Origin of the sequence: Bradyrhizobium glycinis, assembly GCF_016031655.1 — a bacterium.
GTDB classification, from domain to species: Bacteria; Pseudomonadota; Alphaproteobacteria; order Rhizobiales; family Xanthobacteraceae; genus Bradyrhizobium; species Bradyrhizobium glycinis.
This window is the reverse complement of sequence record NZ_JACCHQ010000021.1, coordinates 1-25855: the sequence shown is the minus strand read 5'-3', so window position 1 is coordinate 25855 and position 25855 is coordinate 1. Positions and strand designations below refer to the sequence as shown.

The 25855-nt window shown below is 57.7% G+C and carries 16 protein-coding genes and 6 pseudogenes; 13 read left to right on the top strand and 9 right to left on the bottom strand.

Annotated elements, in window-relative coordinates; genetic code table 11:
* Positions 1-787: 787 nt before the first annotated feature.
* The 3 genes from HZZ16_RS26020 to HZZ16_RS26010 all read left to right on the top strand — a co-directional run bounded on the left by HZZ16_RS26020 (position 788) and on the right by HZZ16_RS26010 (position 7800).
* Positions 788-4012, top strand: a complete 3225-nt coding sequence (locus tag HZZ16_RS26020) for a hypothetical protein (protein ID WP_246510434.1) — start codon at positions 788-790, stop codon at positions 4010-4012.
* Positions 4013-4185: 173 nt separating this feature from the next.
* Positions 4186-5487, top strand: coding sequence for a c-type cytochrome (locus HZZ16_RS26015; RefSeq protein ID WP_246510431.1), 1302 nt, complete (start codon positions 4186-4188; stop codon positions 5485-5487).
* 57 nt (positions 5488-5544) lie between these two features.
* Positions 5545-7800 carry a di-heme-cytochrome C peroxidase gene (locus HZZ16_RS26010; RefSeq protein ID WP_283815870.1) on the top strand — a complete coding sequence of 752 codons (2256 nt, stop codon included), beginning with the start codon at positions 5545-5547 and terminating at the stop codon, positions 7798-7800.
* A gap of 1016 nt (positions 7801-8816) precedes the next feature.
* Here the strand turns inward: HZZ16_RS26010 and HZZ16_RS37510 are convergent.
* A pseudogene (locus HZZ16_RS37510) lies at positions 8817-8983 on the bottom strand (tyrosine-type recombinase/integrase); the annotation flags it as partial.
* A gap of 561 nt (positions 8984-9544) precedes the next feature.
* On the opposite strand from HZZ16_RS37510, the pseudogene HZZ16_RS37505 reads away from it, so the two are divergent.
* Both HZZ16_RS37505 and HZZ16_RS37500 read left to right on the top strand, forming a co-directional pair.
* A pseudogene (locus HZZ16_RS37505) lies at positions 9545-9773 on the top strand (hypothetical protein); the annotation flags it as partial.
* Positions 9774-10978: 1205 nt separating this feature from the next.
* Positions 10979-11111: pseudogene (locus tag HZZ16_RS37500) on the top strand (IS21 family transposase); the annotation flags it as partial.
* A gap of 230 nt (positions 11112-11341) precedes the next feature.
* Here the strand turns inward: HZZ16_RS37500 and HZZ16_RS26005 are convergent.
* The 7 genes and pseudogenes from HZZ16_RS26005 to HZZ16_RS25980 all read right to left on the bottom strand — a co-directional run bounded on the left by HZZ16_RS26005 (position 11342) and on the right by HZZ16_RS25980 (position 17455).
* Positions 11342-11965 (bottom strand): annotated as a pseudogene (locus tag HZZ16_RS26005) (DnaJ domain-containing protein).
* A gap of 1413 nt (positions 11966-13378) precedes the next feature.
* The gene (gene panC / locus HZZ16_RS26000; protein WP_197952780.1) at positions 13379-14218 is read right to left on the bottom strand and encodes a pantoate--beta-alanine ligase; all 840 of its coding nucleotides are present in this window, start codon (positions 14216-14218) and stop codon (positions 13379-13381) included.
* 19 nt (positions 14219-14237) lie between these two features.
* The gene (gene panB, locus HZZ16_RS25995; RefSeq protein ID WP_197952702.1) at positions 14238-15101 is read right to left on the bottom strand and encodes a 3-methyl-2-oxobutanoate hydroxymethyltransferase; all 864 of its coding nucleotides are present in this window, start codon (positions 15099-15101) and stop codon (positions 14238-14240) included.
* A gap of 374 nt (positions 15102-15475) precedes the next feature.
* Positions 15476-15733 (bottom strand): hypothetical protein, encoded by a 258-nt coding sequence (locus tag HZZ16_RS37495; RefSeq protein ID WP_246510430.1) that lies wholly within the window; start codon positions 15731-15733, stop codon positions 15476-15478.
* A gap of 141 nt (positions 15734-15874) precedes the next feature.
* Positions 15875-16165, bottom strand: a pseudogene (locus HZZ16_RS37490) (8-amino-7-oxononanoate synthase); the annotation flags it as partial.
* Positions 16164-16432, bottom strand: a pseudogene (gene panD / locus HZZ16_RS25985) (aspartate 1-decarboxylase); the annotation flags it as partial. The pseudogenes panD and HZZ16_RS37490, both read right to left, overlap by 2 nt.
* 582 nt (positions 16433-17014) lie before the next feature.
* Positions 17015-17455 (bottom strand): nuclear transport factor 2 family protein, encoded by a 441-nt coding sequence (locus tag HZZ16_RS25980; RefSeq protein ID WP_197952701.1) that lies wholly within the window; start codon positions 17453-17455, stop codon positions 17015-17017.
* A gap of 1530 nt (positions 17456-18985) precedes the next feature.
* Between HZZ16_RS25980 and HZZ16_RS25975 the strand changes: the two genes are divergently transcribed.
* From HZZ16_RS25975 to HZZ16_RS25960, 4 genes are all read left to right on the top strand, one after another.
* A complete protein-coding gene (locus HZZ16_RS25975; protein ID WP_197952700.1) occupies positions 18986-19351 on the top strand; it encodes a Dabb family protein in 366 nt (121 codons plus the stop codon).
* Between the two features lie 96 nt (positions 19352-19447).
* On the top strand, positions 19448-20824 hold the full coding sequence (gene pabB / locus HZZ16_RS25970; protein ID WP_197952699.1) for an aminodeoxychorismate synthase component I: 1377 nt from the start codon (positions 19448-19450) through the stop codon (positions 20822-20824).
* Positions 20825-20839: 15 nt separating this feature from the next.
* Entirely contained in the window at positions 20840-21442 is a 603-nt protein-coding gene (locus tag HZZ16_RS25965) for an anthranilate synthase component II (protein WP_197952698.1), read from the top strand.
* A gap of 581 nt (positions 21443-22023) precedes the next feature.
* The gene (locus HZZ16_RS25960; RefSeq protein ID WP_197952697.1) at positions 22024-22314 is read left to right on the top strand and encodes a hypothetical protein; all 291 of its coding nucleotides are present in this window, start codon (positions 22024-22026) and stop codon (positions 22312-22314) included.
* Here the strand turns inward: HZZ16_RS25960 and HZZ16_RS25955 are convergent, their stop codons facing one another.
* Complete coding sequence (locus HZZ16_RS25955) at positions 22315-22911, bottom strand: hypothetical protein (protein WP_197952696.1); 597 nt, start codon at positions 22909-22911, stop codon at positions 22315-22317. It abuts the gene before it with no gap.
* Positions 22912-22976: 65 nt separating this feature from the next.
* On the opposite strand from HZZ16_RS25955, the gene HZZ16_RS37980 reads away from it, so the two are divergent.
* The 4 genes from HZZ16_RS37980 to HZZ16_RS25935 all read left to right on the top strand — a co-directional run.
* The gene (locus HZZ16_RS37980) at positions 22977-23243 is read left to right on the top strand and encodes an FAD-dependent thymidylate synthase (protein ID WP_210342625.1); all 267 of its coding nucleotides are present in this window, start codon (positions 22977-22979) and stop codon (positions 23241-23243) included.
* Positions 23244-23483: 240 nt separating this feature from the next.
* Entirely contained in the window at positions 23484-24872 is a 1389-nt protein-coding gene (locus tag HZZ16_RS25945; protein WP_197952695.1) for a hypothetical protein, read from the top strand.
* Positions 24873-24886: 14 nt separating this feature from the next.
* Entirely contained in the window at positions 24887-25579 is a 693-nt protein-coding gene (locus tag HZZ16_RS25940) for a hypothetical protein (RefSeq protein ID WP_197952694.1), read from the top strand.
* Positions 25580-25621: 42 nt separating this feature from the next.
* Positions 25622-25855 (top strand): transposase (locus HZZ16_RS25935; protein WP_197949286.1); only part of this gene is annotated, 234 nt, incomplete at its 3' end.

Genomic DNA, 25855 nt, shown 5'->3' with positions numbered 1-25855 from the left:
GGAACGGCTCCCGACGGCGCCGCCCTCAGAGAGAACTCTGACAGCCGAGCGCACCTATAAACATAAACATGGCGCTGGCAGGCGCACGACAAACTCTCAGCTTGTGGGTCAATCGCAACATAGGCGACGCAAGCTCGGACAGCAGATACTGAAGGCGAGTCGCAGCAACCCATTCTCTATCCCAAGTGGAATCGCTGTGATTCTGAGCGATGCCGGCGGCGGGAGTGCAACACATCACCCTGACCAAAGTCCGTATCTCCACAGACTAGAACAACGGCGGCGCCGGTTTTTTGCGTTTACGCACGGAGTCGCGCTGAACAACAGCGCAAGGTCTTGTTTTCCAGCAGCAAGACGTCTTATCGAGGCCCTCGATCGCAGCTTCGTCGCGGATCATCACGCACCCCGTGCCTGGCAGGCGCGTATTCTTCCTACAGGCAACGGTGCGGTTCGTACTGAGCGTTTGCGGTCAGACTTTGCAAGCCGCCGCAAGAGGAGTCATACGTCGGCAAGTGATTTGCGCTCCAATGCAAACAAGTGGAGGCCATTCGGAGGAAAACTCTCCGATCGCCGCGCAGAACATATCGACAAAGCCGGCACACTCCTATAGGGAAGTGCACAATATTTGACGCGCTACCTGCGAGCGTGCCCTGAACGACAATTTTTTCAAGTCGCCCGTATGCTACGGGCTGAAAACATTTCAATGTGAGCTGGCGCGAATGCCCGATACCAGAGCCCATCTCAGTGGCTTGCCAGCAATCTCCAAGAACGTGTGAACGGAGATGACGCGATGACTGTGCGCGAGCAGCTGTTTGCCTTATTTCGCAATCTTAGATGGATAATTGTTCTGTCGTTAGCTATCTCAGTATTGCTCTACCTGCCAGATCAGATTCAGGAGCTCTACCGGATAGCCGCCGACGACCTTGGTTGGGCGACGTTCAGGGAGTTCGCTGCCCTGGGCCTGATTGCCATAACAATTTGGGCAAGCTCGTTTCAGCTCACAACAGCATCCGTGCGGCAAATCCCTAAGTCTTCGGGGCGCCTGGCCTTCTATATAAGACTTGCTCCCGTCCTACTTGGAGCACTGCCGATCATCGCCGCCACAGCAGGCCAATTCGCCTCGCGACCGGCGCGAAAGATTGGGGAGGTCGAGGAAGTCGGCAGTATCTTCCGCATTCAGGACCAGGCGCTCGCGTTTGAGCGGAACATGCTGTTCATCCTCGCGATCGCCATGCTGATCATGCTCGCCTGTTTCGTGGTATTTACCTGGCGAATAGGATCAAGCGATCGCTCGATTGATATCGCGAGCCGCGCCAACAACGCTTACTTCATCCGCTACAGGTTTCTCGCGCTCTCGATCGGCGGCATCGTGATATTGACAGCAGCATTCCTCCTGCTGCCGGATACGCTCGCACAATTTCTCGGCTCGTTCGGCGTGATCGCTCTCTTTGCGGTTTGCGTCATTGGTCTCACGGTCCACTTTGCTCTCTTGACGATTAGATTTGCGTTCCCGTTTATTCCGGCTGTCTTTGGCGGCTTGTTCCTGCTTGCCTCCCTACTGGGAGGTGACAACCACGAACTGCGTACCCTCTCTGAAGCAAACAGTGCGCCGGAAAAGGCGCGCACGGCAGCGGCCGCCGCGTTCCGCGAGTGGCTCTTACAAAAGCCGCGGGTGGACGAAGCCAAGAGGCTTGGCGAATATCCAGTATTCGTTGTAGCGGCTCAAGGCGGAGGAATCTATGCCGCGAATAACGCGGCGCGGTTTCTTGCCCGGCTGCAGGATCTCTGTCCGGCATTTCGCCAACATCTGTTTGCGATAAGCGGCGTGTCCGGGGGCAGCGTCGGTTCGGCAATCTTTGCCGCTGCGCTCCACGCCGGAGATGCGTCCCTTGATTCAAATGCCATCGACGAAAAGACATGTCCCAAAATCGCGGATTTCCTTGCCGGGTTGGGGCGGGTCCAAGATATTGATGCTCCTGGGCCGGTCGAGCAGCGCGCTGCAAGCGTTTTGGCAACCGATTTTTTGTCGCCTTTGGTTGCCGGATTTCTGTTTACTGATTTCACTCAGATGTTTTCACCGGTCGCGATCCCCGCCTTCGATCGCGCGCGCTTTCTCGAATACACCTTGGAGAACGCCGTTGACAGGATGCTCAGCAACCACAAGGGTGCCAGCGATCGAACCAATCTGCTTAAGGGCGACTATCAGTCCCATTGGGCGCCCGATAAAAATATGCCGGCGCTGTTGTTCAACACGACAGATGCCGGCAGCGGCAAACGGGCCGTCATTTCCCCCTTCGATTTCGATCCGCTGCACCCGAAAGACACGGACCTGTGTGTTCTTGCCGCGCTAGAGCGCGCGGGCACCGGGGCTGACCAAAAGGTCAAGAGCCACTCGCTTCGTATTCCGCTCAGCACAGCAGCTTTCACGAGCGCGCGATTTCCGTGGGTTACACCGGCGGCGACCGTCTCGGTTAGGAATGACTGCATAACCAACAATCCGCAGGCGCGCCTGGTGGACGGCGGATATGTGGAGAACTCCGGGATCGAGACGGCGCTCGGTCTCATTGAGAAGCTTAACAGCATCAAGGGCACCTCCGACGCACCAAAATTCCGGATTTACCTGCTGTCTCTCGTGAGCGGACAATTCGGTGATCATGGGTCATTCATGTTCGGCGAGCTCATGGAGCCGGTACGCGCTCTTCTGAGCACGCGAACCTCCCGAACCTATGTCGCGCTCAATCAGGCAACCAGCATTGATCGCCGACACGACACCGAAGTGCCCCCCAGTGTGCAGCGCTTTCCGACGTTCGGCCGGACGGACATAACAGGCCTGTTTTATAGCCTTCCACTCGGCTGGACGTTGTCCCAGAAGACCGAGGATATCATCTCATTGAGCAGCGGTCGCTTTTGGGATTGCGTGCCGAAAGATGACTTCGATCAGTCCCGCGAGAGGCAGAGCAACGCCGATTGCCTGCAGGTGAAGTTGTTCCATCTTCTGAATGGATCGGTCGCGTCCGCATTTGAAACGCTCAAGGACGCCAAGCTCGCACGGGCTGCCTACGCCGGCCAGCTGGCCAAGGAATATCAACTAACTTCAAAGATTAAGCCGCAGCCGTTGCTTGCTTGCTATGAGAGCAATTGGCTGCAAGAGCGCGGTTATGAGAAGTATCAGGAAAAAGTCTCAAGCTATGAGCACCAGTTAAGCGAATCGAGCAAGGGCCATTCACCGGCGCCACTACCGGTTCCGCCATATCGCAAGAGCTACATGGCTTATTATCAGGCCGAGCAGGTCAGGGCTTTGTTGCAGGAATGGGATCGCGTCCAGGAGACAGATCCTCGTATCCTGGCCTATATTCTTGGGTCATTGTCCTACGACAGCGCCGACTTTACGCGCAGCAGCGAGAATTTCTCGTACAGCGCGGCTTCACAACTCCCACAGAAATGGCGCGATCGCATCGACCAGAATAACGCAAAGCTTGCGGCCGCAAACAAGCCCGTGGTCGACATTAGTTCACTACTCAACCATCCCAAGGAATTGGCCAACTTCGTCCTTGGCTACGACGGCAATCTGTTCGGCAACCAATCCGGAACGGATGACGGTTGGCTGTTTCGCCCGCGAGGAATGTATCAACTGGTCGGCCGCGAGCAATATCAGGAAGCGCAGGATCAAATGCAGCAGCTGGGCGAGCTCGAAGGACTCGATCTGCTGACGCTACCCGACGCGTTAAGGGATGCTAAGATCTCGGCCAAGGTCACTTTCGCCCACTTCCGCTTGCACCGGTATAGGGACGACCGATTATCTCCGCCCAACAATCGCCGAACACTGTTCGAGTTGCTCAAGGATCGTGCGAACGACTGGACGGCGGTGCGCGCCTTGCAAACGGACATGGCACATGAGCCGGTTGACAGGGAGCGGGTCAATGCAAGGGGTGAGATGTTCCTCAGCTGTATCGAGAAGGCGTTGCATCCGACGAAACTCAAGACCTTGCAAAGCCAATTCTACGGTGAGGAATGAGGAGGTTGCTCCCGTTGCTCGCATTGCCATGGCGAGCGTAGCGGCCGATCGCCGCTTTTGACATCTGATGTTTGAAGTTTTTTGTCTTACAGGGACTACCAATGGTAGGGAGGGGTGAAATGCATAGATCTATGTTTCGTCGGCGGCTCGCACGACTGTTTGCGGCGGGAGCGATGTTCGCATCAACTTTGGATGTCACAACGGCTCCGGCGCAAGCCGCATCAAAGCCGCTTGCGCCAAATGATGTGTCCATTCTCTTTCCTCCGCCGAAGTCGGCAGGCGACCTCGCCAATCTGATCGCGGTATCCGATCTCTCCGGCCCCACAGGATCGCCCCAGCGGCTGTTTTCCGACGCGGACTTCGCGCGCTTTATTGCCAACGCCGAACAGCCAGAGCGCCCCGGTGTGCCGGACTCGGGTGTACGCCACATTCAGTTGCCCGATGCCGTTAAAAAGATCGACGCCTGGTTTGTAGCCGGGATCCGTATCGATCCGGGCGCGCCGGGATTGTCGGCCGATATCATAGCCCAATTTGGCCGGCAACCGCAAATCCGCCTCATCATACAGCCGGTAACGAATGGGCCAGACGGCTTCAAGGTTCACGACACCGCGGGCCACCTTATCTTCAGCTTCACTCTCGACGCGGATCCGCCTCTGGACGGTTGCGCACCGTTCCCGCGATTCAAACCGGACGACGAAGCCTTCAAGGCGATCGTTCGTGACGTAGCGACCTTGCGCGATCAGCTTGGAGCCGGACATTTCAGCAATGTCAAAGTCTCGACCGCCGGTGATCTGAAAGTGCATCCGGGCCTTGTAGGGGCATCGGCGAAGGCGTTTCGCGATGCGCTCAAAGCCTTGGTTGAGAAGCATCTGTCGCCGCAGCGTCTCAACTCGATGGCAGTGATGGGCATCGCACCGCCCGAACCCTGGATTTTCGTGTCGATGTTGAGGGTTCCGCAAGCTGGGTTGATACCCGTGCCCGGCCCGACGCTTGATGGCCTGCACGTAGCACAGATGTTCAGCATTATCGGCGGAAAACACGTGGTCCCGCAACCGGGTACGAACAATCGAAATCCGATCACCTGTCGACACGCGGCATTGCAAAATCCGCCTTTGGCCGCCGCCGAGCGCAAGGGCGTTTCAACCTCCGAGTTCATCGACGGCAACGTGCCGAACAGCCGCGTCATCGAGATCGTCAACACCATTGCCGATCCGAAGAAGAGCCACTTCTTCAATACCGATTGTGTGAGCTGTCACACCGAGACAGCGCAGCCACTCGCCAAAAAGATTCCAAACTTCGCGGTGCCTGGCGTCAACCGCGCGGTCTGGCCGAAAGAAGATTGGAATGTTCGCAACTTCGGTTGGTTCCCGTCGTTCTTGCAGAGCGGCCCGGCGGCGGCGACGATAACTCGGCGCACGGCAGCCGAGACGGCCGACGTGGTGGCCTTCATCAATAGCCGACTGCTGAACAAGTAACAGACGCCGTCCCGTTTACGGCAGCCTCCCGGTTCGCCTGGACGCATGAAACGATTGATGGAGGTAATTGTTATGGGGAGACGTTCTGGCTCTCGTGTTTATTCCTGGGTGATGCGCTGGCCTCATATTACCGGGCTTTTGTTTGCAATCGTTGTTGTCGCGATCGTGGCGGCCGCCCTGGTGTATTTCGCGCCGGAGAGGGTTCGCGATGCAGCCCTTAAACTCAAGAACGACGCCAATCTGATCGCTCAATTGCTGCCTGCGACTCTGCCGGAGCCATCAAAAATCGAAAGCGCTTATTGGCTGCCGCAAAATTGGAGCCCCCGCCAGCGTTACTGGTTTCACCACACATCGCAGGGGACGGCGACCATTCCTGTTCCCTATCAGTGGTTTTTGGCCCTGGAACGCCCGGAGCTGTCGTTCTTCTACACGAGCTTGACAGACCAGGACTACCTGCGCCGCCTCGGCTTCATCCCAAGTCCTAGCTCAAAGGACTTCGTCGGTAGTGCGCCCTCATATGGTTATCACGACGATGCGACGAATGGGGGCAGTTGGGCTCCAAGCGCGCCCGACAATCCGAATGCTTTGCCGGTCGGCTTTGCCATCCTCGAGGGTGGCCTCGATCCGACGACGGGTGCCAAATATGAAGACCAGATCGGACTAACCTGCGCCGCCTGTCATACGGGGCATCTCGAATACAAGAATGTCAGCATACGGTTCGACGGTGGGCCGGCGATGGTCAATCTCGGCGAGGTCGAAAGAATCATCGGACTATCGATTGGCTACACGCTGATCTTCCCATGGCGATTTGAGCGTTTCGCCAGCAAGCTGGAGCAGATCAAAGGGCAAAGCGTCGATCGGAAGCAGCTGCGAAACCAGCTCGAGCTGGCACTCCAAAAGATCAAGAATCAAAAGGCGGCGACCGACAGAATTTTGACGGAACAGGGAGTGGCGCATCTCGATGAAGGGTTCGGTCGACTTGATGCGTTGAACCGGATCGGGAACCAGGTTTTCTATACCAACATGCTCGATCCACTAACTGGCGAACTCCGAGACCCACTCCTGAAGAGCAACTTCGCCCGGCACGATGCGCCTGTGAGCTTTCCGCCAATCTGGGACACGCCGCATTTCCTTTGGGCGCAGTATGACGCCTCTGTCCTCAACGAACTCGTCCGCAATTCCGGCGAGGCGCTCGGTGTCAGCGCGAAAATCAATATGACAGCGGCCGCGCCCGGACGGCCTCTTTTTGCCTCGTCGATGCATCTATCCGAAATCGCACAGTTCGAAGAGCTTCTTCGCGGCGCCGATCCCTTTTCGGCGGGCCATGCAGGCGACAGAAAATTCACCGGGCTCGTAGCGCCCCGATGGAAGGACGCAGCGGAGAAATTCCGCAGTGACCCGGCCTGGGCGATTGATGAAAAGCTCGTCGAAAAGGGGCGCGATCTTTACCGCGCTCACTGCTTTGAATGCCACCGAGGCCCGGTCAACGATACCGCCTTCGACAAAAAGTGGCCGGAAGATTCGTTCTGGAGCCTAGAGAACCCCGATCGCTCAGCCAAGAACGAGACGAATTGGGTGGACATCGGCGGCCGGCATTATTTTAACGTGGTCCAGATGCCGGTCTCAGCGATCGGGACCGACCGCCAACAATCCAGCGTCCTCACGACGCGACGCGTTCACCTACCGGAGTCACTCGGATTAAGTCCTACAGATGACCTCAATAAAGCCGGAGCTTGCGGCCTTCCGGCAGATAAAGGGGCAGATCCTCTGTTTGTACTCGCACTCATGGACGTGGTCGGCAAAACGATCGACCAGTGGATGATTGCGAACGGCACTTCTGATGAAACCAAGCGTCAAATGTGGGGGCCAAGAAAGAACTGCCAAAATCAGCGGGTCTATGTCGAGGCGCGGGCAAGCCGCAAGGGCAAAGACGAAGTTGTTCTCGCGCTTGAACCTCAGTACCGGGCGCGCCCGTTGGACGGTGTCTGGGCGACGGCTCCTTATCTGCACAATGGGTCCATTCCGACGCTGAGAGACATGTTGGTACCGCAGGCCCAGCGGCCGACGTCCTTTTGCGTCGGCAGCCGTGCGTTCGACCCAGTCAATGTCGGACTTGTTACCAAAGCACAATCGTCCGTGAGCTGTGCGGCAGGCCTGACGAACTTCGATGTGTCGCTGCTTGGGAACAGTAATCGCGGACATTCCTTCGAGGGCAAGGAAACCGACGTAACGAAGTTGCCGCCTGGCGTGATCGGACCAGAATTGACCGACGCCGAGCGGCGAGCGCTTGTCGAGTATCTCAAGACTCTATGAGTCAGGTGTTGCCCACCGATCTGTGCGTCGGCGGCTACGTTGGACCTTCCACCGAGTTCGGAGCCGCCTGGTTAGAACACGTGCCATTCGGCATGCTCACGCGAGGGGTCATGGTGTCCTGCCTGCCGAGACCTCGTCGATCATCTTGAAGCCCCACGAGCTCGCCCGTCCTGAGTAGATCAGGCGGCTGTTATCGATTCGATGCGTATAGCGGACGAGATAGCCGAGGCGAGGATTTTGGGAGAAAAAAGAGCTCCGCACGGATGAGTTCGCCACAGCGCGCCAAAGTGCGGGGCTAGCGCTGCCCCCACGACCTCACAGAACCAGGTTCTCGCGGCGAACGGAAGACGATGACGTTCCTGCTGGCAGTGCGCCATGACCCGATCGATGTGCCACGGTTAATCGAAGGCCCAATCGATCCGATGAATGCGCAACTAGCAAGTTGCCACCAAGACCATCAGCCGGACCCAAGTCAAGGCACGGAGTTGTGGACGCGGTGGTAATAGTCATTTTCGCGCGCTGTCCTCTGTCATCGGAGCCGCGCACACTAGGTGTTTACTTAACCAGCCAGCAACCCCTCTAAAACACAAGCAGCCAGCGATCGCGAACAATGCCGGCACGGCCCCTCGACGAGCGAATATTTCCTTCGAGAGAATGTTCTGAGCCGCGGCTGCCACAAGTGCTCTGAATTGCTCGGCAACATACGAAATTGCTCGGCAACATACGAACAAATGTCCGCATCCGCGGCGGCCGATTGATCCCTCTGCCGGCGGCGCGCTCGATTGCCGGGAGGCGAGAACGCCGACGCGACTTCGAGCCCGAGTCTTGAGGGTTCGGACGATGCCGCCCCTCGCGCATCCCAGTGTCCGATTGCCGCTCAGGAGGTCGACGCAGAATTGAGCTTCCCGGCGGCGCCCTGCGAGATCCGGTGCCTGGTCGGCTGGCCCCATGCGACCGCCAAAGCATAGAAGGCGAGAAGTGCCTGGCCGATTGCGGCGCAGACTGCATCAACAATGGACCACACGAAGATCGGCGCCGTTCTCTAGAAGATGAGTCGCAAAACTGTGTCGCCTGTGTGCACCGTCACTCGCTTGTTCAGACCCGCTGCGATGTGAGCCGAGCGGCACGCAGCATATAGCACGGTCGGATCAAGCAGCTGCTAACTGTCGCGGCCGGCAAATAGCCGACGTGTCCGTCGGGTTAGCCCTTCTCGCGTCCGGATCCGCGAATGTTGCCTTCCTCCTTCAGATTGACCAGCGTGCCCAAGACGATCTTGTCGTTGTCGAGAGCATGTGGGAGTCGTTCCGCTCGCAGCAGACTGGCGATAATCGAACGCACGCGAAAGGTGTCCGTACTCGCGAGATGCCATGCTGTCTTGCCTATCACCCATGTGATTGGAATCGGCGCCCTCCCCGAAGTTCGGACAGCCGCAGGCTCAGCGGGCAGCACTGATATGACGCGGAGTGCGCTAGAGTGCTGGCAAGTGCCTGCTGGCCAGCGATGAGATGGTGCTCCGTCGCATTGGCATCTGGGCTGCGGCGAACCGACAAGTGCAAATTCGCGTTCTTGGCACAACGGGGCGCGTCGCAGAGGCGACCAGCTCCCAACTCGAACTCCCGGCTCAGTGCCTGTATCGCCGGGCCGGCAATTCGCCCTCCGCTGCTTCTGTGCCGATGGTTGCGCCCTATACCACACTGTAGAACACCGCAGCGGAACATTGGCACCGGGATATCTCGTATCGGTTACCAACACCATTGAACGGCCGCAGGATGAGTTCAAGCGACGGATCAAAATCCTGTTGCCGTCAGCGGACACCGCGCCAATGTTGTCCTAGCCTGCTCACCTCCGGCCAGATCAACTTGCGCAAGGTCGATGGCTGGACGACCCTTACCACAAACCTTATCGATAGGCGATTGACCTCGCTGCACGAGCAGGTAGCTTCACGTTACTGGAAATCGCGCCACAACTGGTGAGCAGACCTTTTTAGCAACACTTGCTCGCAAGCACCTATTCCATCGCGATTCTTGGCTATCAAATCGACGCCCTCGATCCGAAGCATATGGAATTTCGCATGAATCGCGCCAGGATCGCGTGGCTGATATACAAAGGATGCGATTTCGCGCCTAAGCGCGCATCGTCCGCAGTAGGACTCCAACTTCCTCTGAGCGGCGGATTGCGCTCGTCGGCGGTGTGGCCCGCTAGAGTCCCATTCACGGCGCAGTAAGTCCACACCGGGCCCTGCTAAGGGAACCCCCATACGAGCGCCTGACGCGCTCGCCCGCCTAGTCATTTGGTTTTGGGCCGCTTCCGTTGAAGTACATCGTCGAAGCGATTTGAGATCTGTTGTCCCCGATCCGCGGCAGATGAATGGTAATAGAAGAGGTCGCTCCAAGGGCGGGACCTTCGCGGGCAGGGTCAGCACTTCTCCTAAGGACATACCTGTATCTGGCGCGCTCACATAAAGAAGTGAGCCCGGCACGGGAGTTTTCGCCAAGCTCGGCTCGCCTCAGGTCACGGTCCAGTGCAGGCTTCCTGAGGCACTTGCGTGTCCTGGGCCGCCACACTCCGACATTGAACAATATCTGCTTTATGAGGACGACAGCGTGCATGCGATGCTCATGACCTTCCAAGAACGAACATCACGGCACAGCAAATGTCGCGCCACTTTGCGACCGGCGAAATCCCCCCTGAAGAGACGCACTCACAGAAAGACGGTCTCATCTGAGGTGTTTGAGGGGATGTGACATACGTCGAACATGCGACAAAGTCGCAGACGCGACATGGAATTGGTATAGATCAAGAGCGCGATTGAAGGCGGGTTGCGTCACCTGCATCGACGCGGAACGAGGGTCGGCGTGGCCTTTGATTGCGGCCCCAAGGCGTGAGCCAAGTCCGGTACGAGCCTCCCCATCATTGCAATCGAGTGCGGAGCAGCGGTTTAGTCCAGCCGGGTTAGTCTAGGACCGGTGCTATCGGCGTTTTGCTGTCGCGCGCCTTTGCGAACTGCCCCATTGGCGTCACGAGGACTTGCCACCTCCTTGGAAAGCCGAGGAGAGAGCGACTGAAAGAGGAAGGAATCACGGAACGCTCGTCGTCGATTGATCCCGAGGGCAGTTGATAAACAACTCCGGCTGACGTAGCGGAGATGTTGCGCCTGCGGAGGTAGGAGAGCGGGCCTGTTCAGTTCAAACACATGCTCATCGCGTTCGCGAAGCACTGGGGTTTCCGTCCTCGCGCCTGCGTGCCGGATTGGGCGGGAACCAACGCAGAGACGGAGAATAGGCGTCGGCTACGTAAAGAAGAACGCAATTGAGGCATTACTTCGCGAGTTAGGAGGTACCTGCTGCATCGTTTTCAGGGACTTCTGCCTGACTTCGCGTGGGAATGAGACGAACCGCTCATCATCTCGCTTTTATGCCATCTCGGCCCAAAGGTTAGCCAGCGAAGCTAAGCCGGCAGCTAACCAGAGCAAAGCGATCAATGTCTGGGTGTTCCCTCCTCGACTGCTGATGCGCCGCTGAGGCCCACTGAGATGTCCGGGCTAGCGCTCGCGCACCACGGTCTTTAGGTGATGGTAAGTCTTGATGAACTCGACCAGACGATCCTCCCCAGAGCGATCGCCTCCATTGGCATCGGGATGGTGCTGCTTGACCATCTCCTTGTACTTCGCCTTGATACCGTCGAGCGTCTATTGGCATCCAGGCCCATTACCTGCAGCGCTTTCCGCTCGGCATTGAAAATCTTGCGCGGCTCAGGCTTGGCTTCTGCGCGGAGGCGGGCACCGGCGCGTCCGTTCAGCTCGGCAAGCATGCAAAACGCATCCCAGCCGCCATCGGAATTGGCCGCGCTGCGGGTCATTTTGCGCACGCTAATATTCTCGCCCATCTTCCAGGTTGGACGATGGCCAGTCAGCGCATCCTTCTGGTAGCGCGCGACCGCTTCGACGTCGATCCCCGCGAAGAAATTGTAGGACTGATTGTAGTCGCGAACATGATCGATGCAGAAGCGCCAATATTCGCACTCATTGTACGCGGCCCTTAGGCGCGGGATGGGCCGCCTTGTTGTGGCAATCAGGCCATTCGCACAGCGCCGCGGTCTGACTCTCCTGCGCTTCCTGCTTGTTGATGCGAATGGAGGCGAAGATCTTCGATGTGTCGACCAGCATGACCTGGCTCCCTTGGCGGAGAGCTTGCTGAAGGCATTAAGTATGTAGCACCATACGATTTTGCAGGCTGCAGATCCTATTTTTCCGGGGTATGACGCCCCCCACGCGCGGATCGTCCGTGCTAGATTGGTTGCGGCCGAGTTGGCTGGTCGAGACTAGAGCGATTGGCGTTGGGCCCACTTTGCCGCCAGCCAAACGCGTAACCTGCGGCTGGTTCGGTCGGCGAGTCCGTTTGGAAGGCACTCGATGTCACGATTTCTAAATGGCGCAGCGGGATCTTTCCTCGGCGACCGTAACCGCGGCAAGGCCCAACATGACTTCGCCGGTGATTCCGAAATGGAGGCGATAGATCCACCAGACTGCGCAGCACCGGTCGAGATCATAAAGGATCAGCGCGCGCCTTATTGCTGCGGCCATCCGCGCCATCGGCCTCATTGCACGTATCCTATGGAACCTCGACGTCTCGGGGCCAGCGCCCTCCATTTTATGAACCTTCGATCGGTGATGGCTCGCTGTCGGTCGCGTGCATCTGCCATAGGTTCGGAACTGAGATTGGTGTTCCCCATTTCGCTCGTTCTTTCCCTGCGTTTCGGAGATGGTTGCGCACACACCTATGTGTATGCAGTCCTCCGTAAGCTTATGGTGGAGGTACTGCTTCCAAAACGCCCAGTTCTGGTAGTACAAATTGACAACACTCACGCAATTCCTTGCTACGCAATGCTCAGCTTCACTCGCGATCGTCGTTTCCGCCACCCGAACTTTGCTGCCATCTCGTTCAAAAATACCTCCGCGTCCACCAAGAGTATCTTGGCTCGCACGGGGAGCGCCTACGCCGTTTCCGAGTAGATCTTGGACGGGGGAGAAGGCATGACTCCGGTGAGCGCTCTAGGTTGCGGTCTCAGAGCTGTTTGTTCGGCCATCCAGGGGTGCGTCGCCACCCGCTACCTTACCTAAAGGTCGCAAGCTGAAGCGGGCACGGCGCAAAAAGACATAGCTTCGGACCGAACTAGCTGGTCCGTTGCGCTGGACCAGAGCTGGGACCACATTTCATTCCCGAGTCGCATCAAGTTATATTGCAACCAGGACATTTTCTGCTTCTCGCGATTGCTGCACCGAAACAATGTCTCGGCATACGCGCCCATGCGGAGTCGGTAGAAATGGCTAGCCATATCCTGCTCCTCTGCCGCGCCACCGTATTAAGATGGGGGCGACCAAGTCATCGTTGCTGGGCCGCCAAACAGTCGGGTCGGTGAAACGGATCGCGCCTAACCCCTGCATCATAAGCGCCATATTGATATCGATCACCTGCAATATATCTCGATCTAGCGCTCAAAATCCGCGCGCACGCGCTTCTGTAGACGGATTTCAACGCACCGAGTTCGCTGCTGATAGAAATCGCTACTACCGAAGTCGTCATGCCAGTATCACGTTGTCGATGAGTCGCGTCGAGCCGACGTAGGCTGCGGCGCACATTGCGGCCGGCCGGCATAGCGGACTCTCTGCGGCCTTGAGCGTATCCTGGTCGACAAGCTCAACATATTGCAACCGATCGACCTCATCCAAATGCCCTTTGGCCAATGAAACCAACTTTTCGACTTCGCGCTCCCCTGCGCGAAAGCTGTCCACCGCGGCGAACAATCCACGGCTAATCGCAAGGGCCCGTCGACGTTCTTCCTCGCTGAGATAGCGATTGCGACTGCTCATTGCGAGCCCGTCCGCTTCCCGGACCGTCGGTACGGTAACGATCTCGATAGGAAGATTGAGATCAACTGCCATGTGACGCACGACCGCGCATTGCTGAAAATCTTTCTGTCCGAAGAACGCGATATCCGGCTGCACCATGTTGAACAGTTTGCAGACGACCGTCGCGACACCCCGAAAGTGCCCGGGCCTGAAGGCTCCACAGAGTGGCTTTGCGAGTTCGCCCGGCTCGATGAAGGTCTCAAATCGGCCCGGATAGACCTCCCTCGCATCCGGTGCAAAGACGATGTCAACGTTGGCATCGCGGCACAGTTTCTCATCGCGCGCAAAGTCGCGCGGATAGGTGCTTAGATCCTCGTTTGGTCCGAACTGAGTGGGGTTCACGAAGACGCTGACAACTGTGACGTCAGATTGCAGGCGGCTCGCCTCAACCAACGTCAGGTGGCCGTCGTGAAGATAACCCATGGTCGGCACGAACCCGACGCGTTTACCGGCCCTGCGGTCGCTCGCGAGAGCGCGACGAAGTTCAGCAACTGTAGTGATTGTTTGCATCGCTTTACGGTGCATCAGGTTAGGTTGGGGCCCAGCTTGCGATCGTCTCGCCAAGACCTTCTGGAAGCCGATAGGACTCCCTCGGTCCCGGGAATACGCCGCTGCGGACATCTGCAGCCCAGCGCGACAGCGCCTCCTGCAGCAGCTGAAAACCGTCGGCATAGGCGCGAACGAATTTCGGCCGATGCCCTACGGTCAATCCCAAGACATCATGGAATACAAGCACCTGGCCCGAGCAACTGGGGCCGGCGCCAATTCCAATGGTTGGAATCGTCAGGGACTCGGTTGCTCGCGCAGCGAGCTCCGCCGGGATGCCCTCCAGGACGAGAGCGAAGCATCCGGCCTCCTGCAGACGATGGGCGTCGTCGAGCAGACGTAAAGCATCATCGGCGTTCCGGCCCTGCACCTTGAAGCCACCCATGACATTGATGCTCTGCGGGGTGAGCCCGAGATGGCCCATCACAGGAATTTCGCAATCGACCAACGCGCGAACCATTTCGGCACGCTTGGCACCACCCTCGAGCTTAACGGCATCCGCCCCACGCTGCAGAAACCCTCCGGCGTTGCGGAGCGTCTCGTCAGCGCTGAGGTGAAAGCTCAGAAACGGCATATCAGCCACCAGCAGTGCATGCGGCCTTGTGCGCGCAACAGCTTCAAGGTGATGATTCATCATGGCCATGCTGACCGGTAGCGTGTTGTCGAATCCGAGGCAGACATTGCCAACGCTATCCCCGACAAGGACGATGTCGACGATGGGATCGGCGATGCGCGCCGTAACCGCGTCGTAAGCGGTGGTCATCGCGACACGCCGCCTCTCCTCCTTCCATCGCTGCAGCGTTGGAATTGTGACGCGTTCAGTGCGCGCCTCTGCAATATGGCTCATGTTGGTCCTGTGATCCGTGGATTGCCCTTTGCAAGCCTTGCTTAGAGGCTTCCTAGGAAAGGCGAGGTGAAACTGTCAATGGGAGGACATTGGAAACCTATTGCTCCTCTTTCGGGAGGCTGAGGCAGCGGAACGTCCAAATGATTGCGCAACCATCTGGCAAGTTTTCTCAATCGCTCTTACCATGCAGAGCGGCTTTAGCAGGGCTTCCTACACCGCGTCGGAGCATGACTATCCTCCTGACCTGTTGAATCTACGCAATCTTTAGGCGGGTGCGGGGTCGGCGTATTGGCGACATTGTCTCAGCTCCCCGTCAAAGTAATCCTCGGCTCCCCGGGCAAAGGCAGCGCTCCCGAGTCGTGCGAACAGAGAGTTCAAGTGAGCGCATCGGCAGCATCCTGTATGCCAGCGTAGATTTCATCAAGGTCTGCCGCCGTGGCGCAATATGGCGGCATCACGTAGATCGTGTTGCCGAGTGACCGAAGCAAGAGATTCCGCTCGCTCAGGAACTCTCTAAGTTTGGCACCGACATTTGCGAGATAGCGGTCATCGCGAGTTTTGAGATCAAGCGCTGTGATGGCGCCGATCGGACGGACATTTGCAAAGCGCGGGTCGGCGCCGAATGGGATCATTGCGTTCTCTTGCATCCTGGTGAGCGACTTAACGCGCTGTCGAAATTCGCGATTCTTGCCAGAGATCAAGGTTGGCCCCGGCTAGGGCGCAGGCCACTGGACTGGCCGTATATGAGCTCGAATAAAAGAACGTACGCGTACGAAAAAGAGCGCCGTCTCCACCCAATGAACTGAGCCGCTTCCGCTTCGAGACGTTCGTGCTCTTCGTAACTTTCGCAGAAGCCGCGACCCACCCGCTCCGATCGGAGTGTCGGCCTCGATTGCCGCCAACACTGCCTTTTTCATCGGCGGTGCGTTCGAAAGCGCAAGATAGTCGTTCGATAGGAAACTGATGCCTTCGCGCGGCTCGAGGCAGCGCAGCCGGTCCTCTTCTTTCACAGAGTCCAAGGCTGCGACATGGTACGCTACCTTGGCCGTCTGTATTGAACTCATACGCAACGATGATGACTTTATCTCCAGGTATCGCAAGTCGCGCGACCGGACCATTGAGGCCTATTATGCCGGACCCTTGGGTGCTTCGATCACGTAGGTAGCAAAGCGTGCTCCTGTGTCGATGTTGTAGATTTCGACGCGTTCATTGATCAAAAATCCCGCAGCTTCCAACAGCGCGAGATCAATCGATATCGATCCTTCATAGTGCAAATCGGCTTCAGTGACCGAGGCGCGATGGATTTTGCCTTTCATCAAGGTAATCTGCATTTGTCACCTACATTCGAGCTTCGCGCAGCCGCGATCGCCGCCCTGTTTCACTCAAGCCAGCTTGGACGTGGTGCCGAACCTGGCGCAGCAACTCTGCGTCGCGTTCGACTTGCGGATGCTTCGTGCTCAACAGAACGTCGCCGAGGACGGTTGAACTCCCCCCCGGCCAAAACGCACAGCGCCTGCAGTTCGTTCGTCAGATGCTGTCGCTCTGGCAGGCAGAGGAGCACGCTGTTCGGCATCATGATGCGGGTCGTTGCCACCAGACGCGCCACCGCGCACGCGACATTGATCAACCATGCCAACCTGCTTGCGCGGCACATTCAAACGATAGAGCGCCTGTCCGGGTCTTGAGCGGCAGTAAGATCTGCCTACTTTCATAGTGGGACGCAGGATCATCGAGCTCATCCGCTATTCTCTTGCCGATGCAACGTAGGAGGCGCGAGCCGCCGATAACTGCCTTCGCAGGGTCGGTCACAAATGCCTTTGCAAGAACGACTCCAGCACAGCTGAAGGGCAACACGTCCATCGCGCACAAAGCATTTTTTGTCTCAAGGACTGCAAAAGCCGCATGGCCCCTTCTCAACCCTGCGCAGTTACGTTCGGAAATTGAATGTGCTGGTCGAGCGCCTGCTCGACCAGATCCAAGGTGTCAACGAGCACGCGCATGCCGACGAGCTGACCGGCCTTGAAGTGAGCGAACTGCGCCGCTCGCAGCGACATGGGCTTGTCGAAACCCCGGACCGTCAAGGAACATCGCAGCATGGACGCTGCACAATCGACGCCGAGCACCACAGTCTCGCGTTCGAATCGGCGGATCTTGAACGTGTCAGATATCTGGCGAATCGTCTCGAGCACGTCGTGCTTGCCATGCCGGGCTCCAAGATATGGAAAAATGTCGGTCGGACCATGGACCACCCAGTCGACATCGTCATCGATGACGGCCTCGATGTCCCCGAATTGTCGGTCGTTGATCGCGCGATGTAACGCTCGCGAGAAGCGCCAGAGGCTGTGTTCTGCCATTTTGATGCTCCTGAACTAACGTCGCAGAGGCGCGCTGCTTTTCGGCGTCCGCGTCGACCGCCTCAAGGTCCGCTGAATTCGTTGCAGTGGGGCTTGGGCCACATTGGCACCCCTGTCGTAGGCGCGCACTCAACGCTTACATGTTCTCCTTGAGGGGGCTGGACAGTTCTATGGCAACGAGCCCCGCCACCCGCAGGCGACCTTGGCGAGTGAAATCGAATACCAGCACGAGGCCGCAGCAAACGACGCCATAAGCTCGAACGGCAAGGTGGGAAGCGCTCCGTCACCTGGATGGGAAGGTGAGGCTTTTAGCCCGGGGATAAATAGGCTCTTGGCCTCATAGCGGAGGTAGCAATCGTATGCGCAATACAGTCTTTGGGTCGACACATCGCGCAAATAACCAACGGCGAGAGCTTGTGCGCACTCGGCGCAGGTCACCGCATCAAGCGGCCCCCTATGATTGACTAATACGAACTTCATGATGGAGTGCTAGGCCTCCACTTTGGCCGCGCGCTATTGGCGAGGCGGCTACTGTTTGATCCTGCATGGCTTCTAGGGCCGCACATGGCGCGCCAAGCCGCGGCAGCAAGGCACACCCTCACGCCGCCGAGCTGGGGGCCTTGGTCGACAATCCGGCATCGATGCCCGCTCTCTCAGCGACCAAAAAGCTTACGCAGCACGTAACCTCCGTAGCCAACTGCTATCAGCCTCGCAGCGGCACTTGAAGCGCTCAACGCATCTCTTTGAACAGAGCGCATTTCGTGAGGAGTAGTAACGAATTAGGCCAAACTTACCTGCGCAAATGGCGCAGCGTTTGACGGTCATCTTCTGAATCTGCTGAAGATCTTTGGACATCGCCGCCTCCAATTGCTACGTTTCACATTCCGCGTTCGCGATTTTGGCCGCACGAAGCGCCGCGCAACGTGCACATGAAACAACAGTGTTGGGCTCGCTCGACCGCCGCGTTACCCTCGCCATCCGATAAAACGCTGCTTTGTTCCTGCGCCGCACATCTGGCTTGGACTTTGCCCCGCTTTGCCTTGGACCTTGACTCGCGCCGCTTCCCACAGCCCCGTTCCCAAGCAAACACTTACACTCGGTTTGCAGAATAAAACCGCCAAATCTCGCCTTCATGGCGCATCTGTCGCGCAATATTGGGCAATTTCACGCAGAAGTTCGTCTCGTTTCGAAGCTTCGGCGTATATGATGCGCGTACATGGAAAGGCCGATCGGCTGACATCAAAGCATCTCAGCCCGATCTCAAAATCGTTGCAGAACGATACTCTGCAGGAGCGAAAGTGAGTGTGCGCCTCCGCATCGAGGGCAATGTCCCGCTTCGGCTAAGCTTCGTAGCACCTGGTCTGAATGCCGCTCGAGAACGCTGAAGGGAATGTGCTGCAATCTTCATTCGCTTGAGATGCCGCAGTGCCGCCACGGCGGTGATCGCGACGGCGCGTGCGCAAGGTTGCAACGGGCTCGATCCCAGGCTAGTTGTGCGGCACGAGCTGTCGCAAAAGACTACGGCCATTCATGATTCGTCATATCGTTTTGTTCACCGCCAAGGATAAGGCCCACATCGATCGCATCGTCGAAGGCCTATCGGTCCTAACCGCAATCCCCCATGCACGTCGGCTTGAAATTGCTCGCAACCGCAAGACCGATCAGCTGAGCAACGATGTCGACGTCGTGGTCTATGGTGAGTTCGACAACGAGATGGAACTCGCGGCTTACAAGGCGCATGATCTGTATCAGGAATCGATCAAGCAAGTACGGCCGCTCAGGGAACTGCGATTCGCGGCCGATTATCATGTAGCAATGGATGCGCGTTGCGCCTCTGAGGCCGCGATGAACGATCTTGCTCGGTACACCGAGCCAACGGGCGGGGACGAGGCCTGACGATCGATCCGGCTAGCTCGGCACTCGGGGCGTCGCTCTCGGCGTGGTCGCCAGAGCGTCGTCACCCCATACGTATCATCGCTGTCTGAGAGCGCGATGCACGTTCGCGAACTGCAGTGGCATGATCCTGTCGCAGCGATGCGACGTATCGCCACTCGCGCGCACCTTACGTTTTTCGATAGCGCGGCAAGGCACGAGTGGCTCGGCCGTTATTCCTATCTGACCTGCGACCCGTTCGGCACCTACATGGTCACGGACGGACATGCGAGTTGGAACGGCGAGCCTCTTGAGGGCGACCCTTGGGACGCTCTTCGCGCCCTTCTCGCCAACTATTCGCAAGAGCATCGCTCCGCTCTCCCCCCGTTCCAGGGAGGCGCGGCCGGCTTTCTGGCCTACGATCTAAACAGAACGTTGGAGCACTTGCCGACCCCGACAATTGCCGGCCAGGGTTTGCCCCAATCGCTCCTGCATTTCTATGACGTGGTCGTCAGCTACGACCATCGGCACAACAGATGCTGGATCATTTCCACAGGATGGCCGGAACACGATCCGGTACGTCGCGTAGAGCGTGCACGGCGCCGAGCTGACGAATTTGCAGCTCTCCTTGCTACTCCAGAGACGCCGCGCGATGCATTCTCCGGCAGCGTTGGCGCCTGGCTATCGAACTTCCGTCGTGACGACTATATTGCGGCGGTCAAGCGCGTCATCGGCTTCATTCTGGCCGGAGACGTCTTTCAGGTCAATATTGCGCAGCGCTTCAGCGCCAAGGTCCGGACGTCCTTCGACCCCCTCACCTTCTACTGCAAGCTCCGGTCATCGAACCCCGCACCTTTCGGGGCGCTCCTGCGCTATGGCAAGCTGACCATCGCATCGAGCTCGCCGGAGCGTTTTCTAAAGCTCGGCGGAGGCCGGGTCGAAACGCGCCCCATCAAGGGCACGATCGCGCGGTCCGCTGATCCGAAGGAGGACCAACGCCGGGCTGAGCTCCTCGTTGCCTCTGAAAAGGATCGCGCCGAGAACGTCATGATCGTCGACCTCCTACGCAACGATCTGTCACGTGTCTGCACTGCGCCTTCGATCGAAGTTCCAGCACTGTGCGAGCTCGAATCCTATGCCTCGGTGCACCACCTCGTATCGGTCGTTACGGGTGAACTTGCAGAAGACCAGGACGCCGTCACCTTGCTTCGCGCCTGCTTTCCGGGCGGCTCGATTACCGGAGCGCCAAAGGTGCGTTCGATGGAAATTATAACGGAAATCGAGCGTGTGGCCCGCGAACTCTACTGCGGAGCGATCGGGTTCATCGGCTTTAACGGGCATATGGACACAAACATTGCGATTCGCACCGTAACAATCGAGGGCGATGTGGCTGTGTTTCATGCAGGCGCCGGCATAACGGCGATGTCGGACCCAGAAGCCGAATACGAGGAGACGCTCGCCAAGGCGCAGCGCATCTTCGATGCGTTTTCGCGCTGAACGACGTGGTGCATTTTGATTGTCATCATCGACAACTACGACTCCTTCGTCTTCAACATTGCCCGCTACTTCCGCAGGCTTGGTCAGGCAACGGAGGTGGTCCGCAACGACGTGATCAGCGTCACGGACCTTGTTGCGCTGAAGCCGCGCGCAGTGGTGATCTCGCCCGGTCCCTGCACTCCACTTGAGGCCGGAATATCCACAGCCGTCGTTCGCGAGCTTTCAGGTCGCGTACCACTTCTCGGCATTTGCCTCGGACACCAGTGTATCGGGAGCGCTTTCGGCGGAGGCGTAGCGCGTGCACGTCGCCCTATGCACGGTCGGCCCTCCTACATAACGCATGAGGGCCGAGGACTGTTCGAGGAGCTCCCATCCCCACTTCGCGTCGGGCGCTATCATTCTCTTGTTGTTGAGCTCAATGAGCCATACGCGCCGCTTCTCACGGCGATAGCGCGTTCGGAGGAGGGCGAGATCATGGCTCTCGCACATCGGTATGAACCAACTTTTGGCGTGCAGTTCCACCCGGAATCGATCCTCACGGAACAAGGGCAAGTGCTGCTTATGAACTTCCTACGCTTGACGGAGGCTTCCTGGGCGCGCAGCCCAGCGTCTGGATAGAGCGTTGCCCCAGGGCTGCTATTTCACACACCAAGAGCGGTTCGCAAACGCCAACATTGAACGAAAATTCAATGCTGTGGGGCGCCGACAGCCGGCTGCCTGAGAAGAGTCGCAGCGGCCGAATGAACTGGTTTTTCCCATGCGGCCCAGGTTCTTCGTGGGCCTTTTGTTGCATTGGGACTCCGTTTATCGCCGCAACATTCCCGAAAACGCACTTTCTTTTGCGCGAATCACCGCTCAGTCAGAGGCATGCTGATGTCGCCTCCGAGAATCGTCGGAATGATTGCGCATGCGAGCAAGTGTCATAGGAGGCGGACCATTCGAGGCCCCGCACCATCTGACTGTCGTTTGCGTGCCGTGCAAATTGGCGCGCCGGCAAACGGCCGTTCTGAGGCGCCAGGATCTTCTTCAGTTACCCAGGGAAATCGCTGGATCGTAGCTGGTCAGCCACGTGTGGGCACTGGCCGAAATAGGCCAGTCCGGATTTCAAAGCAGGCCCCTGCGCAACACCAGTAGTTTTACGGACTCCAACTACCATGACGCGAACCCATTTGTGGACTCCACCATAATGGAGGTAGGGAATGTCCCGAGTTACCGAAGCTGAAGTTGCCGAAGCGGCCATCAAAGTTCTTACCGATCGTGCTACGGGTCGTGCGACCATTAAAGAGTTGATTGAAGAGATTCCGAACTATCTAGCGCTTTCAGCCGAAGACCTTGCGCCGTCCCCAACCCGGCCGGGTGAGGCGCTATGGGAACAACAGGTGCGCAACATCACATCCCATAAAGCATCGCCCGGAAACGCTATTTACGAAGGCAAGCTGGTTGCCATCTCCGGCGGCCTTGCGTTGCCGGGCTGCGAAGCTGCCGCGTAGCTAAGCGAATTTTGCCTTGTAGCCGGGCTTGAACCACTTTAATTCGGTTCGGCTCGGCGCATCCTTATCCCAAACAAACCAGGCATAAGCAGTCGTCCCGCTTCCTTTGGGCTCAACGCCGCTCGGGTAAAACGTGATGCGCTCACTGAAAACCCAAACGCGGGCGGGCGGGATCTTCGCGAAGATCGTATTTGCGCGATTAGCGCCCTCTAGAAAAGCCAACCGCAATAGCAGCGCGAACTTGCGGTTCGAATGCTTGACGCCGCTCGCGACGAAACCTTCGGCGCAGTTATATGGCGGGTTGGTCACGATGTTATCCGCTGACCATTTTGGCTCAAGAAAGTCAAAGCCGACTTCACCATAGCCGCGATCGTACAAGTCAGAACTGCGAACAGGTTGCCCAGTCTGCTCTAGTACCCGGGACATCGTGCCATCGCCACATGCGCTTTCCCAAATCTCGCCGCTGAACTTTTCGTTGTCGATGAGAGCAAATGTCGCCCATGGCGGCGTTGGGAAAAAATCAGGCCCGCTGAGATCAGCGAACCTTTTCATTGTCGGCTTAAAGCCACCGTTCAAGTTGTAAGTTGGGTCTGCCATCCGAATCTCCTTAGATGGCAGAGTAACAGAATCATTGATTCTGCAAGGGTTTTTGGTGAGTCATTTTGACTCACCTTTCCGCCCTCAATTACTACGAACTTGCGGCGCCGATCTGGCGGGTCTCAGTAGGCAGCGCCAGGATCGATCTGCACAACTTGTTAATCTTCTTACAGCTCCGCATGCACAAGCATGCACAGGCTGAGATCAGAAGCTTTGCCAACATCATCGGCAAAGAGATCGTCGCAAAGTGGGTTCCGACCGTTTGGCACGTTTTCAGTCACCTTGTCCCGTATGGAAGCGTCCATTATCTCTTCAATCGCAGCAGGAAATGATGATCGATCAAGGTCGCTTGCACACGAATTTGGCCTGTTGAACCGGAATCCTGACGGCAGTCTCAAAGCAAACCGCGAGCGACGTGAGCTCGAAGAAAAACTATCGACGATGGGGCTAATTATCAACTGGTCATAGATCGTTTGTGGTGTCGCTTGTCGCCTTACTCCACGCACCGCGGGTAAAGCGGCGCTTTTCCATCTCTGATTGACGCAGCTCCGCAGCTTACCTAGATTCGAAGCATGTTTGAAATCACCGGGGACGATATTTCTCTTCTGAATGATACGGATCTGCGCGCGCTGATTGGTCGGCTTTGCGAAGCCGAGCTGCGCCGGCAGGGATATGCGGTCTCGCACGTGACTTGGGGCGGCAGCCAGACGGCCAAAGACGGTGGCCTTGACATCCATGTAGGGCTGCCAGCCGGCTCCAGCGTCGAGGGTTTCATCCCGCGTCCTGAGACCGGGTTTCAAGTCAAGAAGCCGGATATGCCCAGACAGGATATTCTTGATGAGATGAAGCCGGACGGCGTGGTGCGCCCCATCCTTGGGGATCTCGCAAAAGCATCAGGAGCGTACATTATTGTAAGCTCAACAGGATCGACGGCCCTTTCTGCACTCAAGAACCGCAAGAAGGCCATGACCGATGCGGTTGAAGGTGTCGAGAGTGCATCGAAGCTTGCACTCGATTTCTATGACCGCAATCGCGTTGCTACATGGCTCCGTGATCATCCGGGGCTCATTCCGTGGGTGCGATCCCTGGTCGGCAAATCCATCCCTGGCTGGCAGTCCTTTGGCTCCTGGTCGCGTGTACCTGGAGGAACTGAGAACTCGTATCTCTTCGATGCCGAAGCTCGCATCAAGACCGGCGATGAAAAAGAGGGCGAAGGGCTCAGCGCGGTCGATGGTATCAACAGCATCCGGGACGTTCTTCGTCAACCGAAGCAGGTTGTCCGGCTGGTTGGCCTTTCAGGCGTCGGCAAAACCCGGCTTTGTGAAGCGCTGTTCGACGAGAATGTCGGCAAGGGAGTGCTTGATCCTTCACTTGCCTATTACACGAATGTAGCCGAGGACCCTAACCCCGCGCCCATCGGCCTTGCCTCCGACCTGATTGCCGCGCGCAGGCGCGGCATTCTCGTCATCGATAACTGCCCCTTCGAGCTGCACAGTGAGCTGGCAAAAGTTGCTCGCGAGCCAATTTCGACCATCAGTGTGATCACAGTCGAGTACGATATCCGCGATGATCAACCCGAAGGAACCGATGTCTTCGCGTTAGATACATCCTCGCTTTCTCTTATCGAGAAACTGGTCGCGCGCCGCTATCCTGAGGTCTCACAAATCGATGCGGGAACCATCGCGCGCTTTTCGGGCGGCAACGCGCGCGTGGCACTCGCGCTGGCCGCCACGGTTGGCAAGAATGATTCCATCAGCAAGCTCAGCGATCCGGACTTATTCAAGCGGCTCTTTCAGCAGCGGCATGAACACGACCCTGATTTGCTCCTGATCGCGCAGGCCTGCTCGCTGGTCTATTCGTTCGAAGGTGTCAAAAAGAAGGCGAAGGGGCTGAGCTACCCATTCTTGCCGGGCTCATCGGCAAGCCGGTATCGGAAGTTTACGCTGCGGTCGCCGAGCTGAAACGACGCGATCTGTTGCAGAAACGAGCGGAATGGCGCGCGGTACTGCCGCACGCCATTGCCAATCGCCTTGCTGCACTCGCCTTGCAGAATATTCCTGCCGCGACGATAATGAAGGCGCTAGTGGCCGATGCACCTCCGCGCCTGAGGCGCTCGTTTTCGCGAAGGCTTGGATATCTCGACGGAAGCAAGGAAGCCCAGTCCATCGTCCGGGCCTGGCTCGCCCCGGGAGGGATGCTCGCGGACACCCCCAATCTCGGCGAAGATGAGCGAGCGATGTTGGCAAACGTTGCACCTGTCATGTCGGATGAGACCCTGGCAGCTATTGAGCACGCCTTGAAGGAAGCCGACGAACCTACGCTGGCCAAGACCACGCACGTCGCGCGGCTCCTTCGCTCGCTTGCCTATGAACCTGAACAATTCGAGCGGGCGGTTGCCATACTAATCAAGATTGCGCTTGCGGCGAAAGATGATGATGAAAACGGCGCTGCGGGAATCGTGCCGTCGCTCTTCTACATCGTTCTGTCTGGCACGCATGCGCCCATCGCCATGCGGCTCAAGGTGCTGGAGGGTTTTCTCAAATCCGATGAGCCCGAGTTGCAAGCGGTGGGATTCAAATCGCTGGATGCAGTGCTGAAGACCGACCACTTTTCCTCGGCCCATGGCTTCGAATTCGGCGCGCGCTCTGACCTTGCCCCCGGAGCTTAATCCAGCTTGAAGTTCGTTCTGGCCCACGACGAGGACCAGAGCATGAAGCGTAGCCGCTTTACGGAAGAGCAGATTATCGGGATCTTGAAGGAGCACGAGGCCGGGGTGTCGGTCGCCGATCTATGCCGCAAGCACGGCCTGAGCGACGCCAGCATCTATAAATGGAAGGCCAAGTACGGCGGGATGGACGTCTCCGAGGCCAAGCGGCTGAGGACGCTGGAGGACGAGAACACGAAGCTGAAGCGGCTCCTGGCTGACGCCATGCTGGACAATGCG